Below are 16,962 nucleotides of genomic sequence, written 5' to 3' on the forward strand. Positions count from 1 at the left end.
GTAGGAAATTAAGCGGTGTGTGAGTATGCGAAGGTACAGATTAAGATTACATCCGAGTTACCAAAGTGACAGCCGCTCGCACTTGCCTGCCTGTAAGGCTGTTTTTCAGCCTTTCAGCGCCGATTCACGGCTCGGCCGCGGCTTTAGGGCTGTAAAACAGCCCTATCTACCTGCGTGAGACGCTCTCGCTCGCAATTGCCTGCCTGTAAGGCTGTTTTTCGGCCTTTCAACGCCGATTCGCGGCTCGGCCGCGGCTTTAGGGCTGTAAAACAGCCCTATCTACCTGCGCGGGGCGCTCTCGCTCGCAATTGCCTGCCTATAAGGCTGTTTTTCGGCCTTTCAGCGCCGATTCGGGGCTCGGCGGCGGCTTTAGGACTGTTAAAGGGCCCTAGCTACCTGCGCGGGACGCTCTCGCTCGCAATTGCCTGCCTATAAGGCTGTTTTTCGGCCTTTCAACGCCGAATCGCGGCTCGGCCGCGGCTTTAGGGCTGTTAAACAGCCCTAGCTACCTGCGCGGGACGCTCTCGCTGGCATCTCCCCAGCTGTAAGGCTGTTTTTCGGCCTTTCAGCTGCCATTCAAGGCTCAGCTCCCGCTGGCACCCCCCCGCCTGAAAGGCTGATCCTCAGCCTTTCAGTTACGAACGGCCGTTCGGCGTAGACGTCAGCGCCGCTTTAAAGCCCTGCGCCGCCGTCTACGCGACGAACGAACGCAACCTTGGACTCGCCCCGCTCATCCAAGCCCAAACAAAAACTCCCCAGTCGCCAATACACTGGGGAGTACTATTACTGCTGCGCAAAGCCCACCGCAGCCAAAAACCGTCCAAAAGCCGCTTGCCCGGCTTCATCTCGCTTGAAGACGCCTGCATCCAGCAGGACGTCCATGAACTTGCTGCCGACCTCGGCCTGCAGCAGCGCATTCGCTTCGGCCTGCGTCAGCGAAGCTCCTTGCTTCGCGAGCAGCATCGCTTCGATCCATCCCGCATGCTTATGCAGCGGGTGGCTGGCTTCGCTCTGGATCTCGCGGCCGAACTCGGCTTCGCCGGTGAGAATCTTCGCGATATCCGCGAGCTCCTCTTGCAGGCGGCCTGGCAGCACAGCCAGCCCCATAACCTCAATCAAGCCGATGTTCTCCTTCTTGATGTGGTGCAAGTGCTGGTGCGGATGGAAGATCCCATCCGGATGCTCCTGGCTGGTACGGTTGTTCCGCAGCACCAGATCAAGCTCGTACTCGCCCCGTGCATTGTTGCGGGCGATCGGGGTGATCGTGTTATGCGGGGTCCGCTGTCCGTCCTTATCGCTGAAGGCGAGGACGTCCGCTTCCGCATCACTGTAGGCGCGCCAGTCTTCGAGCAGCTTGCTGGCCAGCTTGTACAGCTGCTGCTTGCTGTGGCTGCTGAGGCGGAGCACGGACATCGGCCACTTGACGATGGCTGCTTTCACGCTTTCAAAATCCGCATGTGAGAAGGCTTTCTCACTCGGCGCTTTTTCCATCGGGAACTGGTGACGCCCGCCTTGAAAATGATCGTGGTTCAGAATAGAACCACCTACAATCGGCAGATCGGCATTGGACCCGATGAAGTAGTGAGGGAACTGTTCGATGAAGTCCAGCAAACGGTAGAACGTATTCGCTGTTGTTTTCATCGGAATGTGCTTTTCATGGAAAATAATGCTGTGCTCGTTATAGTACACATAAGGAGAGTACTGAAGATACCATTTCTCCCCATCCAGCTCCAACGGGATCACGCGTAAGTTCTGACGCGCCGGGTGGTTCACACGACCTGCATACCCTAAATTGTCTACGCACAGAAGACATAATGGGTAGCTGCTTTGCGGCAGCGTTTTGAGAAGCGCGATTTCCTTTGGGTCTTTCTCCGGCTTGGAGAGGTTGATCGTAATTTCCAGATTGCCGTAGGGCGTTGCAGCCAGCCAATACTCATTCTTTTGAATACGATCCATCCGAATGTAGTTGGAATCAATGGACTGCTTGTAGAAATAGTTCGTTGCCGCTTCAATGCTGGCAGATTTAGCTGTATACCGGAAGTGATGAACGACCTCGGATGGACGAGGCATCACCAGCCCCATAATGCGCGCATCCAACAAATCACGGTACGTCGTCGTATTCTCTTCCAAAAGCCCGATTGCAAAGGCATCATCCAGCAGCTCTTCCAGCAGCGCAACGGGACTGCTCAATGTCTCTGTCGGCACTTCTCCTTGATAAGGCTCAGCAAGCCCGAATAAATCGAGTAAAGCATTGCGTGATGTATAGACATCAAGCTGCTCAACAAGTCCATTTTGCTGGGCGAACTGCAGAAGTCTTTCTATGGTTAATGCAGTATGCTGTACAGCTTCAACTGTCCGTTCCATGTGCCACACTCCTCTCCGCAAAACAAGGCTTAGCAAGCCACTTTATCTGTTCTTGCCGCTCTAGCCTGCATACGTTCTGCTCTATTCTACGCTTCGTAACCGTTCGGGTTATTTTGGTGCCAGTTCCATGCGCTCTCAATAATTGCTTCCAAGGAATCACGCATTGGTTTCCAGCCAAGCTCAGCTCTCGCTCGGTCTGAAGAAGCGATAAGCGTTGCCGGATCACCGGATCTGCGAGGCTCGATGACTGCAGGAATCGCATGACCCGTTACTTTGCGGGCAATGTCGATCACTTCTTTGACTGAGAAGCCTGTGCCATTTCCTAGGTTATAAATGTTGCTTTCCGCACCGCCACGCAGCTTCTCAACAGCAAGCACATGCGCGCTAGCCAAGTCGCTTACATGAATGTAATCACGCACGCACGTGCCGTCAGCCGTAGCATAATCTTCCCCGAAGATGGAGATATGCGCTCTCTGTCCAAGAGCTACTTGCAGAATGATCGGAATCAGATGTGTCTCCGGGCTGTGATCTTCTCCAATTTTGCCGCCAGCATGTGCACCAGCTGCATTGAAGTAGCGAAGCGATACATATTTGATGCCATGGGCCACGTCGAACCATTTCATCATTTTTTCCATAGCGAGCTTCGTTTCGCCGTACGTATTCGTTGGCAATGTGCGATCGCTTTCTAGGATCGGAATATTTTCAGGCTCGCCATACGTAGCTGCTGTAGAGGAGAAGACGATTCTCTTCACTCCGTATTGCGTCATTTTTTCAAGCAAACACAATGTTCCATATACGTTATTATGATAATATTTGGCAGGATTCGTCATGCTCTCGCCAACTAAAGAATTCGCTGCAAAATGGATAATGGCATCAATCTTATTTTCTGTAAATACGGTATCCAGAAATTCACTGTCACGCAGATCACCCACGTACAGTTTGCCACCCAACACGGCATTTCTATGCCCTTGCTGCAAATTATCGACGATAACGACCTCTTCCCCTTTGACCAAAAGTTCAGCCACGGCATGAGATCCAATATAACCGGCTCCACCTGTTACTAGAATAGCCATCTTACAACGCCTCCCCGACTTGCTCAACACCATTGCCGATATCGCACACGTAGAAGCTAGGTGTCAGGCCTGTTATTTCTGTATATTCTTTACCCACTTGATCGATAAAGGTTTGAACACTGTCTTCATGAACTAAGGAAACTGTACATCCGCCGAAGCCAGCGCCTGTCATCCGTGCGCCAAGCACACCGGGAACTTTGAGCGCCGCCGCTACCATGGTATCCAGCTCCACGCCTGTTACTTCATAGAGGTCACGCAAGGAATCATGAGAACCGATCATCAGCTTGCCAAAAGATTCAAGGTCGTTCGCTTCCAGCACCTCGATCGATTTAAGAACACGGTCAATTTCTTCAACAACATGCTGCGCTCTGCGAAGAACCGTTTCGTCCGGAATCAAGTGCTTGAACTCGTTGAATTGAGCTAGATTTAATTGTCCCAGCAGCGTGATGGAAGGGAACTGCTTTTGAAGATAAGTTACGGCCTGCTCGCATTGGCTGCGTCTCTCGTTATAAGCGGAGTCTACGAGACCCCTGCGTTTGTTCGTATTCCCGATAACCAGCTTATAGCTGCCGCTTTGGAAAGGAACATGGCAATATTCGAGTGTGTCACACATCAACAGAATCGCATGATCCTTCTTACCATTGGCTACGGCGAACTGGTCCATGATGCCGCAGTTAACGCCAACGAACTGGTTCTCTGTTTTCTGTGCGAGCAGGGCAATTTTCACCGTGTCGACGGGATATTTCTCAAGCGTAAGCAAGCTGAAAGCTGTGACAACTTCAATTGAAGCCGATGAGGAAAGCCCTGCGCCATTCGGAATTTCACCGTGGAATAGTAGGTCATACCCTTGAGTAACTGGGAAACCTTCTTTGGCCAAATGAACGAAGATGCCTTTTGGATAGTTGATCCAATCATCCTCTTCCTGGTAAGACAAGTCATCTATGGAAATTTGTTTGCGAAGTGCCAAGTTGGTCGATGCAAACCCAATAACACGATCTTGTCTTGGACGAATGATGAGCGTTGTTCCGAAGGTTAAAGCTGCCGGAAAAACATAGCCGCCATTATAATCCGTATGCTCACCGATCAAATTCACCCGTCCTGGAGCATGAAAAGCTGAAATTGCCGCTGCCGAATTCCCGTAAATTTCAATAAACGTGTCTTTTAAAGCTTGCAGATCTGCCATTATTGGCACCGCCTTTAGATTTTTTGGAATGAAGAAGAGAAGTAACTTTGTAACCTCAGTATACGAGAAGAACCTCATATTGGCTATGGAGGCATGTTATTTTCACATGGAAAAATGTGATCTTTGAATTTCTTATTTGACCCCTTTTATGGTAAAGTCAAATCAGACGAAAACCATTGAACGGAGATGTGCAGACGCCATGACCAAGCCGGAAAGCTATTACGTCGTTTCAAACCCTCTGCCTGCTGAAGCCCATTCATTAACCGTGCTGTTCGCAGGGGAAAGTCAAACGAAGCCCGAGCACCGATTAGGCCCCAAGGTGTATGACTATTTTCTGATCCACTATGTGATTTCAGGGAAAGGCGTGTTCTCCTCGCAAGGCGAAGAGTATGCGCTCAGCGCTGGGGACAGCTTCGTCATTGAGCCCGAGCAGTTGATCAGCTATGTATCAGACGAATCCGATCCGTGGCATTATTGCTGGATTGCTTTTACAGGCGCGCAAGCTGCGGCATTCCTTTCCTCCACAGGCTTAAATCCCCTAGTACCTATTATACACACTACACGGAATCGGCATATTCCTGTCCTATTTCGCCAGATCCAGCAAGCGCTGAGGTCCAAAAAATCAAATGCGCAGCTGAAATCGATTGGCTATCTGCACCTTTTGCTCGGTGAATATTGTGAATCCCTATCCGCTTCTACGGCTGTCGGGTTTATCTCTGAAGCGGAAAGCGACCGCATCGTGCAGCAAGCGATTCATTACTTATCCACCCAATACGCCGAGCCGATCACCATTGAGCTGATGGCCGAAAGCTTGGGGTACAATCGCGCCTATTTATCTCGCATGTTCAAGCGCCATACCAAAGTAACGCCTGTCACCTTTCTGCTCCAGCTTCGTGTCGATAAGGCACGACTGCTTCTTCGGGAGCGGCTCGAACTTACCATCGAACAAATTGCATCCTCGGTTGGCTTCTATGATCCCCTCTATTTCTCCAAGCAATTCCGGCGTTGGTATGGTGTTTCGCCAAGCGAGTACCGCAATCAGATGAAGTCATTATGAAAAGCTCGCTCATCGCCCCATCGCAGACTTCTGGGCACTTTATATTATTTTGCTGATCTTGAGTGCAGCATTCACACAGAACAAAAATAAGGCCAACCAGTCATCACTGGTTGACCTTATTTCCTAGCCCCGCCTAGCGAGTTCTGAATCTCGCCAGCGATTCTTGCAGTTCTTGTGCCATAGTGCTTAAATCCTCCGCCGAAGCAGATATTTCTTCCATGGAAGAAAGCTGTTTCTTCGATCCTTCCGAAATGCCCTGTCCATGATCATGAGAGGCTTTGGTCATATGAACAATCTCGTTCATGGATGCCGTGACCTCTTCCGTTCCAGCTGACATTTCCTCTGAAGCCGCCGACACTTCCTGAATTTGATTGGAAATCTCCTGAAACGCCACGGTAACGCGATTAAAAACTTGCCCCGCAGTATCAATCAGCTCTGACCCTTTCCCTACGTCTATAACACCTTTGTTCATCGCTTGTACGGCTCTCATCGTCGATGTCTGTACCTCACGAATCAGCGTAGAGATATGGGCAGCTGAGGAAGAGGACTGTTCTGCCAGTTTCTTCACCTCATTCGCCACCACCGCGAACCCTCGTCCTTGTTCGCCCGCTCGTGCTGCTTCGATCGAAGCATTCAGTGAAAGGAGCTGCGTTTGGCTGGTGATTTCGCTGATCACCGAGACAATTTCTCCGATTTTATGCGAATACTGCTCCAGATCCCTCATATCTGCTGCTGATTTCCCTACCGATTCATGAATGAATTTCATCTGTTGGATTGCCTGATGAATGGCCTCACGTCCTTGTTGTACTTCTTGCAGAGAAGCCTGCGAGGCTTCCGTCACCACAGAGGAGGATTCAGCAATACGCTGTACGCCAATTGCCATTTCCCCCATCGCCGTGGACGTTTGCTCCGCTCCTTGCAGCTGCCCTTTAGTTGCGTTGAACACTTCGTGGATGGACTCCGCAATACGATTAGAGATCCCTACTGATTCAGCAGCAACAGCCGTCAGCTCTTCCGATGAAGCCCCTAACTGCTCCGCAGTATAACTGGCTTTGCCAACAATATCTCCGAAAGAATCCAGCATCTGATTCATGTTGCCGGCAAGCTCGCCTAGTTCATCACTTCGCTGGATGGCAAGTCTTGGCGTTAAGTCTCCTTGTGCCATCTTCTTAACAGCTTCCGTTATGGCAAGAATCGGTTTTGTGATAGAGTTGGAGACTGCTAAGGCGATAGCCGCTACGAGAATAGTAGTAAGGACTGCCAGCCATATGGATACTTGATTCGCCGTTTTCACAGAGCTGTAGACTTCTGCATTGACCAGATTTGCAACCAACTTCCAACCAGTCGAAGGAATTGTTTCAAAGGTGATCTCTTTGACAACCCCATCCTCGCCTGTAAAGTTAAATCTGCCACGCTCTTCTTTCAAGACGGTCTCTTTGAATTGGGCAGCTTCCTTTGGCGTAAACACGCTGTCCATGTTCTTCCCTATCTTATCTGTGTCTGGGTGCGTTAAGAGCGCTCCAGATGGCGACATCAAATAGCCGTAACCAGACTTGCCGATCTGAATCGTCTTTGTGTAGACCGCGAGATTATCCGTTGTAATTGGACTGAATAACCCGCCGATATAATTTTGCTTATCATCCAGCAGCGGGACAAATAATACGACAATATGATTTCCGGTTGATTTGCTAACGAGCAAATCCGAGCTGACCGGTTTTTTGGTTTGCCTCGCTTGCTTGATATAGTCGCGGTCGGCTACAGGAATTTTTTGCCCTGCAGTTGTTAAGGCAATATCGTCTTTGTTGACATAGATATACTGCTCCACGTCCTTATTGGCTAGTTCAAATTTTTTAAGCGTCTTTATGATTTCTTGCTCATTTCCGCTTTTGATCTCATCAAATTTAAGTATTTCATTCAGAATCGAAATTTGGCGTTGGATTGAATAGTCAATTGCCGTTGCATCTGCTTTGAGAACACTCTCTTCCTTGGAGTGAACTTCATCTGTCACGACATTTTTCAAATAATAGGAAGAAAAGATCGTACTAAATAACATCGGAACCAACGCGATCATAAGAAAGATGACTGTCATTCTAGCTTTGAAAGACTTCAACGAAACGGATCTTGCCCAACCACTTGCAACAGCCGTTTTCTGTAAACGCATTAACTTTCCCTCCCCTTCAATTTGAAATCATTTCTCTCATAAATTCTTATTAATTTCGACAAATTCCTGCAAAATACGATATAAACAAATAAGACCGCAGCTAGGTTCGCTATGGACGATGTTGAAACACAAAAACACCTCCAAGGTCACTTCCCTTGAAGGTGTTCTTAGCTTAATTATCTTTTACCCGGATCGTAAGGCTCACCGAGCGCCGAAGGCGCTTTGGCCCGTCCTACCGCGCCCGCCAAGACCAGAATCGTCAAGACGTAAGGCAGCATGTAGAGAAATTCCTGAGGAATGTCTTTGGAGAAGTCGAACAACCGCATGAAGTTGTTGAGCGCTTGCGCCATTCCGAAGAAGACGGCCGCGCCCAGCGCACCAACCGGATGCCACTTGCCGAAGATCATAGCCGCCATCGCGATGAAGCCTTGGCCTGAGATCGTGTTATGCGAGAAGGCGCTAGTCGTAGTCAACGTAATCGTTGCCCCGCCGAGACCACCCAGCATCCCGCTAATCAGTACCGCGATATAACGGATTCGTTTCACTTTGATCCCAACGGTATCCGCGGCGCTTGGGTGCTCGCCAACAGAGCGAAGGCGCAGTCCGAATGGGGTTTTGAACAAGACGTAGTAGGTAACAGCAACGAGAATTAAAGCAATATACGTCGTCGGGTAAGCATTGAAAAACGCAGGGCCGATGTAAGGTATTTTAGATAGCAGCGGGATCTCCCATTTGGAAAAAACATCGTTTAATGTTTCTGTTTGACCAGCGCCATTGAACAATACTTTGACCAGATACAAAGTTACACCTGCAGCCAAAAAGTTAATGACGACACCGCTGATGACTTGGTTTGCTTTGAAGGTAATCGTCGCTACCGCATGAATAAGCGCGAAAATTAGCGCAAACACCATAGCAGTGAGCAAGCCAATCCACGGGGACCAAATTCCCATATTGGCCTCTTCCGCATAATAGGCGCCCACGGCCGAAGCGAAAGCACCGGAAACCATGAGACCTTCAATCCCAATATTGACAACCCCCGAACGCTCTGAGAAAATACCGCCCAAAGCTCCGAAGATAAGTGCCGTCGAGTAGACCAGTGTCGTATTAATAAGTTCACTAAATTTTGAGAAAAACGCGTTAAGCATCGTGAGCAGGTCCATATTACGAAGCCCTCTCTTTCTTGCGTTTGCTATAGAATGGAATCAGTACCCACTTAACGATGCCTTGCGTGGCTACGAAGAAGATCACCGAACCGATGACGATACGGATAATTTCCGGCGGCACATCGGCACCGAAGCTCATCCCTGCTGAACCGTAGGATAATCCTCCAAACAAAGCAGCCCCCAGGACAATCCCGATTGGATTATTCGCCCCTAATAGAGACACCGCTATACCGTCAAACCCATAGCCCGGCGATCCTGCGGCAACGACCTGATAGTGGAAGACACCCAGCACTTCAAACACACCGCCAAGTCCTGCGAAAATCCCGGAAATGAACATGGCTTTGATAATATTGCGGTTCACATTCATTCCTGCGTATTTGGCGGCATCCAAATTATGGCCGACAGCGCGCAGCTCATAGCCCTGCTTCGTTTTCCAGAGGATGATGTAGAACACAACTGCGGCAAGCAGCGCGATCACGGTCCCCCAGTGAATTCGCGCATGATTCATCAGATCAGATAACCATGTGATGCTCAGTGAAGCTGAGTCCTGAATCATATAGGAACGCTGCTGCTTAGGCTCAAGCAGAAATTGATTGACGATATAGTTCGAGAAGAACAACGCAATCCAGTTCAGCATGATCGTTGTAATAACTTCGTTCACTCCGCGTTTGGCTTTCAAATAGCCAGCAATCGCTCCCCAGAGTCCGCCGACAAGCGCGCCGACAATAACGGCCAAAGGAGCGTGTACGATCCACGGCAGTCCATGTATTTTAACCCCGATAAAGGTAGCGCCCGTCATCCCCATAATAAATTGCCCTTCGGCACCAATATTAAACAGGCCTGTCCGGAAAGCAAAGGCAACGGATAATCCCGTTAAAATCAAAGGCGTAATCGCACGAATGGATTCACCGATATCATACGAGTTTCCAAAAATACGGGAAAATAGCGCGGCATACGCAGCAATCGGATTGTAGCCGCCAACCAGCATAACGAGTGCTCCGAATAACAGCCCCAGTATAATCGCCACGATTGGATTCACCGCTGATTCACTTGTCAAAATGCGAGCAACCTTATTCATGAGCAGCTCCTTTCTCTGTGCGCTTGCTGCCGGCCATGAGCAGACCAATCTCTTGATCGTTCGTTTCTTGCGGCAGCACTTCTCCCACAATCTGTCCTTCGTAGATAACGGCAATCCGATCTGAGACGTTCATAATTTCATCCAGTTCAAAAGAAATCAGCAAAACGGCCTTGCCTTTGTTCCGCTGCTCGATCAATTGGCGGTGCACGAATTCAATGGCGCCTACGTCCAAGCCTCTCGTAGGTTGAGCGGCGATCAACAGATTCGGATTCTTGTATATTTCCCGAGCAATAATCGCTTTCTGCTGATTGCCTCCGGACAAGGAACGCGCCTTGTTGTAGATGCTTGGCGTTCTGACGTCGAACTGCTTGATCAGCGCTTCCGCATGTTTATCAATCGCCTCATAATTCAGGAAGCCCGCTTTATTATAAGCAGGGTGGAAATACGTTTCCAAGACCATGTTTTCACTCATTGTGAAATCCAGGACGAGTCCGTGCTTGTGCCGATCTTCCGGAATATGGGATAGTCCTGCTTCCGAAATTTCGCGCGGCGTATGGTTCGTGATATCGCTTCCCATCAGCAGCACACGTCCGCTATCCACGGCGCGCAGCCCTGTTAAAGCCTCGATCAGTTCGCTTTGTCCATTGCCATCTACACCGGCGATGCCCAGAATTTCTCCGGCCTTCACCTCGAAATTGAGTCCCTTCAAAGCGGGAAGTCCTTGGTGACTGCGGGCAACCAACTCCTGTACCTGCAGAACAGGCTGTCCAAGTTTCACTTCTGCCTTGTTCACTTTGAAGGTCACATCGCGCCCGACCATCTTCTCCGCCAAAATTTGCGGATTCGCCTGTGCGCAGACCAAGGTATCAATGACCTTCCCACGGCGAATAATCGTCACGGTATCGGCAATCTCCATAATTTCTTTCAGCTTATGTGTAATGAGAATGATGGATTTGCCCTCATTGACCAAATTGCGCATAATGACCATCAATTCACTAATTTCTTGCGGCGTTAGTACAGCTGTTGGTTCATCAAAAATTAGAATATCGGCACCGCGATACAGCGTTTTCAATATTTCGACGCGCTGCTGCATACCGACGGAAATATCCTCGATTCTTGCTTTTGGATCAACACGCAAACCATATTGCTCCGATAACTTGCGAACTTTATCTTGCGCAGTTTTGTAGTCAATCGCAGACCCTTTTTTCGGCTCCATGCCCAAAATAATGTTTTCCGTCACGGTAAAAGGCTGAACCAGCTTGAAATGCTGATGCACCATACCAATGCCCAGCTCAATCGCCCGATTCGGGCTATCAATAAACACTTCTTTGCCTTGCACTTTAATAAAGCCCTCGTCCGGTTGATATAAACCGAACAAAATATTCATCAGCGTGGACTTCCCCGCGCCATTCTCACCAAGGAGAGCATGAATCTCACCCTTTTGGAGCTTCAAACTTATGGCGTCATTCGCCACGATACCTGGAAATCGCTTCGTAATGTTGCTTAACTCAACAACAGGCACTACTTCACTCATAAGATCACCCTAATGATCAATTTTGTATTTCCTTAAAACTAAAGAACAAGGCTAGTTAAGATAACTAGCCTTGTTTGAACAGAAAGTAAATCTATCGCTCGAAACCGCTATGCCATGACTTTTTCTTGACCTATTAAGGTTTTTCAGGAACTTTGATTTCGCCGCTGATGATTTTTGCTTTATACTCGTCTACTTTTTTCAAGATTTCGGCAGACACGTTTTTCTTGGATGTTTCTGGAAGGCCTACACCATCGTCTTTCAGACCAAGTACAACAACCTTGCCGCCTTGGAATTTGTTGTCGATTACGTCTTTGGAAACACGGGATACCGCGTTATCAACACGTTTCAACATGGAAGTCAATGTCACTTCATCGCCGAACTCAAGGGATTGGTCTTTATCTACGCCGATAACCCATACTTTTTTACCATTTTTCGTGCGGTCTTTCGCTTCGTTGAACACACCGTTACCTGTGGAACCAGCTGCGTGGAAAATGATGTCAGCGCCGTCGTTGTAGATCGTAGCTGCTGCTGCTTTACCAAGGTCAGGCTTATCAAATGCACCTGTATAGTTAATTTTGATTGTCGCGTTCGGGTTTACTGCTTTAACGCCAGCTACGAAACCGGCTTCAAAACGTTTGATAACCGGGATGTCAACGCCGCCAACGAAACCGATTTTGTTCGATTTAGTTGTAAGACCTGCAACCACACCAACAAGGTAAGATCCCTCTTGTTCAGAGAAAGTAACCGATTCTACGTTTGGAGCTTCAACTACGTTATCAATAATCGCTAATTTAGCATTCGGATTTTGAGTAGCTACCGTTTTAAGTGCATCGCCCATCAAGAAGCCAATACCCCAAGTCAGGTTGTAGCCGTCTTTCACGAATTGGTTTAAGTTAGGCGTGTAATCTGCATCGCTTTTACTTTCCAGGTTTTTCACTTTAGCGCCGGTTTGCTTCTCAAGAGCTTTCAAGCCTTCCCATGCGCTTTGGTTAAATGATTTATCGTTGACGCCGCCAATATCTGTAACCATTCCGATTTTGACATCTTTACCACTGTTGTTGCTTGGTGCTGCGGACGCTGTTGCTGCTGCACTAGCTGCCGGAGTGCCTGATGCGGCTGGTTTGGTTTCTTCTTTTTTTGCACCACAACCAGATAGAGCAAGCGCGGAAACTGTTACAGCCATAAGTGCTGTAGATAGTACTTTTTTCATCAATGTTACCCCCAAAAAATTAATTTTAATTTCCACCTTGGAATCCCATTCCAATAGGTTGACCAGAACTAGTTGAATTATGTAAGACTGGCTATTCTCGAGTGTATCATGTTGATCACAAACTGAAAAGCAATACACGAGTAAATTAACATAATTCGTGATGTCAAACAAGTTGACATAGCCTTTTTGTACCCACGGACAATCTAGGCTCCAAGCCCCAATTATTTATTATACTACCGCCGGTCAATAAAATCCATATTACCTATTTATATTTTTATCGTTCAAAAGGCTTAGAAATTGCTCGGAATTCAGCGGGCTGCTGAACAACTTTCCTTGAACTTCCGTACACTGCAGAAACCTCAAATATTCCAGCTGTTCCTTCGTATCGACACCCTTCGCAATGAGATTTAAGCCCAGTCGGTGAGCCATGCGAATAATGGCAGCGGCCAGTAGCTGGTTCTCGTCATCATCCACCAAATCTCGCACCAGCGTGCTGTCCAGCTTCACGCTATCCAGCGGCATGCCCTCGAGCCCGCTTCGTGTAAACAAACCTGTACACAAGTCATCCAAGGCAATACGCACACCCATTTTCTTAAGAAGAATGAGCTTCTCGCTTGCCTCCTGCACATTCGAAGAGGTGATGCTTTCCGTCAGATCGAGCTCAATCTGCCCCGGATCAATCGCTGATTCTTTCAGCGCAAGGGCGATTTCTTCAATAAACCTCTCATCTCTAAACTGCGAGGCGGTAACGGTTATAGTCATTCTTAATGCCGAAAACCCTGCTTCCTGCCAACTGTTCACCTGCCAGCACGCTGTTTGGACTGCCCACTTGCCGATAGGGACCATGAAGCCCATCTCTTCCGCAGCTTTCCGCCAGTCCCCGTCCGTCTGAAGGAGCGTTTCTCCCTTGCTCCAGTGCAGAATAGCCTCCATGCCAATTAACTTCTGACTTGCAATTTCGTATTGCGGTTGGTACAGCAGCTCGAATTGCTTATTCTCTAAGGCATGGCGAAGCTCAGATTCCATAAGAGCCTTGCTCTTCACCATTGCATCAATGTCCGGCGCATAGAATCGGAACTGGTTGCTGCCTCTCTTTTTGGCTGCATACATAGCCTCGTCCGCATGGTCAAGCAGCTGCTCTGCCGTTGATCCATCCAACGGATATAAGGCAATACCAATACTTGCCGTTATCGTTACCGGCTTCCCCTCCAAAATAAAAGACTCTTCGAGTGCCATCTGAATGCGCTCCGCGACAACTCTCACATCCTCCGGCTTCGCAAAGGATTCCAGTAGAATGGCAAACTCGTCGCCGCCTTGCCTATACACCGTGTCCGCCCCCCGCAAGCAGCCTAGCAAGCGCTGGGCCGCAAGCCGGATCAATCGATCTCCATATGCGTGACCTAGCGAATCGTTGATGTCCTTGAACCTGTCCATATCCAAGAACATAACAGCCGTCAGCTGCTCACTCCGCTGTGCATGCAGAAGCGCCCGCTCCAAGCGATCATCGAATAATCGGCGATTGGGCAATCCGGTTAAGGTATCGTGATAGGCCAGAAATTCTAATTGTTCACTCTTGGCCTCCTGCGTTCGTTTCGTCAGCCGCAGCTGCCGGATACTCAGGGCAATTAAGAAAACGATAACCGCTTGGATGACTAAACCAAGGACGACGCTAGGTTCCAAAGCAAAGGAAGCCGCCGCTAGCAAATTAGCCGTCAACAACAGAAAACCAAGCACACCCAAATAAACAAATGCGCGCGCTTTCATATGCCGTTTCCACTTGTCCAAGTAGCTTCTCACTCAACAATCCTCCGTTCTAATAAGAGAAAACCTCTATCGAGGCCATTCAAAAAGGAACGACCGCGTTTAGAGGTAGGTTGTATCGCCAAATAGAAAGACATTTTCGGGAACCGATAACTCACACTTTCTATTTGTGGGTCAAAAAAGGCTATTCCAAATTGGAATAGCCGTAGGTATACCTGTTAGGTAAGCTTCAACCTGTCGGCAGCACAGCCATCATCATTGCATAAGCAACATTAGATCTGTAACTTTGCGTCCTTACCTTTCGATAAGTTTGCCTTTTACACGATATAAGTAATTTTACTGGGACTAAATAACTATACCATATCCGCTCTGAATTTGGCTAATGGAACTTAGATCAGCAAATTAAATAATTTGGGATCCTTATTGATTTCGATATAGCCATAATCCTTCTGGGACAGGCGCTCTATTAATCCTTCGTAATCATCCTTGTTTTTGAGCTCAATGCCAACGAGTGCAGGTGCATCGTCGCGGTTATTCTTTTTGGTATATTCAAATCGCGTGATATCATCGGTCGGTCCTAGGACCTCCTCGAGAAATTCTCGCAATGCGCCCGCCCGCTGCGGGAAATTGAGAATAAAGTAGTGCTTCAAGCCCTCATAGATCAGAGATCTTTCTTTGATCTGCTGCATGCGGTCAATATCATTGTTGCCGCCGCTGATGATGCAGACGACATTCTTGCCGCGAATCTGCTCCCGATACGCATCCAGCGCAGCGACTGGAAGTGCTCCAGCAGGCTCAATAACGATCGCGTTATTGTTATATAACTCTAGTATGGTTGTACACTCTTTGCCGGAAGGAATAATGACGATATCCTCCAGCTTATCTTTGCAAATCTCGAACGTAAGTTCACCTACCTGCTTCACAGCTGCGCCATCTACAAACTTCTCAATCGTGGGCAACGTCACAACTTTACCTTGCTGCAAGGATTCTGTCATACTGGCTGCGCCCTCTGGCTCAACCCCGATGATTCGTGTGCGAGGCGACACGCTGTCTACATACGTAGCTACGCCCGCTACAAGACCTCCGCCGCCGATTGTTGCGAATATGTAATCAGGGGTCTCCGACATTTGATTCATAATCTCCAGACCCACTGTGCCTTGTCCCGCAATCGTCCGCACATCATCGAAGGGGTGGATGAACACTTTGTTTTCTTGTTCGCAATAGGCTTTGGCCTGAGCGGAAGAATCATCGAAAGAATCCCCAGTGAGAATAACCTCAACAAAAGAACCGCCGAAGAGCTTCACTTGGGAAATTTTCTGTCTAGGCGTCGTCGTCGGCATAAAAATTTTGCCCTCAATGCCCAGCTGCTTGCAAGAATAAGCTACACCCTGCGCGTGGTTGCCGGCGCTCGCACATACAACACCAGCTTCGCGCTCCTCCGCCGTTAAGCTTTGAATGACATTGTAAGCTCCACGAATTTTGAAAGAGCGAACGATTTGCATATCTTCACGTTTGAGATAAACGTTGCATTCATACAAGTTCGAGAGCAGCTCATTGCGTTGCAATGGCGATGGTTCGATCACCTTGCTGAGCACATGATTGGCCCTAATAATATCTTCCAAACCTACTTTTCCGGAAACAACCATTATCTTCTACTCCCTTTCCATCACATCTTGAATAAAGTTTTAAAGTTTATTGTAGCATATCTCCTATCATCTGTAAGGAAATGTTGCTGGAAATGCTTGGATAACGGTGTTTCACGCCATGATGAACAGGGTATTAGTAAGCAAGATACCTTCAAAAAGGAGTGATTCTCATGTCAACACAACCACGTAATATTGATATCGAAGAACGCCATGTGGAGAAGAAATCGGATTCAAGTTTAGTTGCTTCCACCTTTATCAAATACGCCGCTTATATTGTGATTATTTTCGGTATTCTGTACTTCTTGGTTCGTTATGTCTTCCCGATGTTCTAAAAAGGACTGTCTGGGCAAATGTATCTTAAACGGGAATACAACCTGGATCTCCGACGAAATTTCTGACAGAACCGTTAACAGAATCGTTAACAGAATTATCAAGAGAATTTCTCGCAGAATCTAGGCTGGGAGACGTTGGCGCCGCTGGTGGCAGGGCGAAAACTTCTGCACCCTTCTCTGCATCCGCGTTTATCGGGAACTTGGGTTCCATCGAGCAGGGCAGTTGGTTCATTGATTCTGAACGCCTGCGATGGGAGGAGAATTCTGAACGTCTGCCATAGGAGGATTCTAAAGCCTGCAATTGTGCAGGCTTTTTCAAGAAAATCGTGCGAAAAGCGGAAAAGCCTGCGATTGTGCAGGCTTTTTAGACTTTTTCATCCTCGCAACCAGATTTGGCTTC

Annotated in this window: 12 protein-coding genes and 1 riboswitch; of the genes, 2 read left to right on the top strand and 10 right to left on the bottom strand. The window is 48.3% G+C overall.

From position 1 onward, the window contains the following. Nucleotides 1–783: 783 nt before the first annotated feature. From HQN90_RS24115 to HQN90_RS24125, 3 genes are all read right to left on the bottom strand, one after another. Nucleotides 784–2,364 (bottom strand): UDP-glucose--hexose-1-phosphate uridylyltransferase, encoded by a 1,581-nt coding sequence (locus tag HQN90_RS24115; RefSeq protein WP_173223433.1) that lies wholly within the window; start codon nt 2,362–2,364, stop codon nt 784–786. 86 nt (nt 2,365–2,450) lie between these two features. Next, nucleotides 2,451–3,437 carry a UDP-glucose 4-epimerase GalE gene (gene galE, locus HQN90_RS24120; RefSeq protein WP_173223435.1) on the bottom strand — a complete coding sequence of 329 codons (987 nt, stop codon included), beginning with the start codon at nt 3,435–3,437 and terminating at the stop codon, nt 2,451–2,453. A gap of 1 nt (nt 3,438) precedes the next feature. Further along, a complete protein-coding gene (locus HQN90_RS24125) occupies nt 3,439–4,620 on the bottom strand; it encodes a galactokinase (RefSeq protein ID WP_173223437.1) in 1,182 nt (393 codons plus the stop codon). A gap of 199 nt (nt 4,621–4,819) precedes the next feature. Between HQN90_RS24125 and HQN90_RS24130 the strand changes: the two genes are divergently transcribed. Continuing rightward, entirely contained in the window at nt 4,820–5,677 is an 858-nt protein-coding gene (locus HQN90_RS24130; protein WP_173223439.1) for an AraC family transcriptional regulator, read from the top strand. A gap of 133 nt (nt 5,678–5,810) precedes the next feature. Here the strand turns inward: HQN90_RS24130 and HQN90_RS24135 are convergent, their stop codons facing one another. From HQN90_RS24135 to ilvA, 7 genes are all read right to left on the bottom strand, one after another. Beyond that, nucleotides 5,811–7,838, bottom strand: a complete 2,028-nt coding sequence (locus HQN90_RS24135) for a methyl-accepting chemotaxis protein (protein ID WP_173223441.1) — start codon at nt 7,836–7,838, stop codon at nt 5,811–5,813. A gap of 176 nt (nt 7,839–8,014) precedes the next feature. Beyond that, nucleotides 8,015–8,998 (bottom strand): ABC transporter permease, encoded by a 984-nt coding sequence (locus HQN90_RS24140; protein ID WP_173223443.1) that lies wholly within the window; start codon nt 8,996–8,998, stop codon nt 8,015–8,017. Between the two features lies 1 nt (nt 8,999). After that, entirely contained in the window at nt 9,000–10,079 is a 1,080-nt protein-coding gene (locus HQN90_RS24145; protein WP_173223446.1) for an ABC transporter permease, read from the bottom strand. Beyond that, nucleotides 10,072–11,613: an ABC transporter ATP-binding protein gene (locus tag HQN90_RS24150; RefSeq protein WP_173223448.1), complete on the bottom strand. Its 1,542-nt coding sequence runs from the start codon at nt 11,611–11,613 to the stop codon at nt 10,072–10,074. The genes HQN90_RS24145 and HQN90_RS24150 overlap by 8 nt, the downstream gene beginning before the upstream one ends. 133 nt (nt 11,614–11,746) lie before the next feature. After that, entirely contained in the window at nt 11,747–12,823 is a 1,077-nt protein-coding gene (locus HQN90_RS24155) for a BMP family lipoprotein (protein WP_173223450.1), read from the bottom strand. Between the two features lie 258 nt (nt 12,824–13,081). Next, a complete protein-coding gene (locus HQN90_RS24160; protein ID WP_173223452.1) occupies nt 13,082–14,620 on the bottom strand; it encodes an EAL domain-containing protein in 1,539 nt (512 codons plus the stop codon). Between the two features lie 200 nt (nt 14,621–14,820). Next, nucleotides 14,821–14,909: riboswitch (cyclic di-GMP riboswitch) on the bottom strand. Between the two features lie 64 nt (nt 14,910–14,973). Continuing rightward, a complete protein-coding gene (gene ilvA / locus HQN90_RS24165; RefSeq protein ID WP_173223454.1) occupies nt 14,974–16,230 on the bottom strand; it encodes a threonine ammonia-lyase IlvA in 1,257 nt (418 codons plus the stop codon). A gap of 170 nt (nt 16,231–16,400) precedes the next feature. Between ilvA and HQN90_RS24170 the strand changes: the two genes are divergently transcribed. Further along, nucleotides 16,401–16,562, top strand: a complete 162-nt coding sequence (locus HQN90_RS24170) for a hypothetical protein (RefSeq protein WP_167388041.1) — start codon at nt 16,401–16,403, stop codon at nt 16,560–16,562. The last annotated feature ends 400 nt before the right edge of the window (nt 16,563–16,962 follow it).

The sequence above is a fragment of the Paenibacillus alba genome (assembly GCF_013204855.1).
Lineage (GTDB): Bacteria > Bacillota > Bacilli > Paenibacillales > NBRC-103111 > Paenibacillus_E > Paenibacillus_E alba.

Coding starts and splice junctions, on each gene's coding strand:
- ilvA (WP_173223454.1), bottom strand. CDS start 16,230: ATGGTTGTTTCCGGAAAAGTAGGTTTGGAAGATATTATTAGGGCCAAT.
- HQN90_RS24145 (WP_173223446.1), bottom strand. CDS start 10,079: ATGAATAAGGTTGCTCGCATTTTGACAAGTGAATCAGCGGTGAATCCA.
- galE (WP_173223435.1), bottom strand. CDS start 3,437: ATGGCTATTCTAGTAACAGGTGGAGCCGGTTATATTGGATCTCATGCC.
- HQN90_RS24125 (WP_173223437.1), bottom strand. CDS start 4,620: ATGGCAGATCTGCAAGCTTTAAAAGACACGTTTATTGAAATTTACGGG.
- HQN90_RS24135 (WP_173223441.1), bottom strand. CDS start 7,838: ATGCGTTTACAGAAAACGGCTGTTGCAAGTGGTTGGGCAAGATCCGTT.
- HQN90_RS24150 (WP_173223448.1), bottom strand. CDS start 11,613: ATGAGTGAAGTAGTGCCTGTTGTTGAGTTAAGCAACATTACGAAGCGA.
- HQN90_RS24115 (WP_173223433.1), bottom strand. CDS start 2,364: ATGGAACGGACAGTTGAAGCTGTACAGCATACTGCATTAACCATAGAA.
- HQN90_RS24155 (WP_173223450.1), bottom strand. CDS start 12,823: ATGAAAAAAGTACTATCTACAGCACTTATGGCTGTAACAGTTTCCGCG.
- HQN90_RS24130 (WP_173223439.1), top strand. CDS start 4,820: ATGACCAAGCCGGAAAGCTATTACGTCGTTTCAAACCCTCTGCCTGCT.
- HQN90_RS24140 (WP_173223443.1), bottom strand. CDS start 8,998: ATGGACCTGCTCACGATGCTTAACGCGTTTTTCTCAAAATTTAGTGAA.
- HQN90_RS24170 (WP_167388041.1), top strand. CDS start 16,401: ATGTCAACACAACCACGTAATATTGATATCGAAGAACGCCATGTGGAG.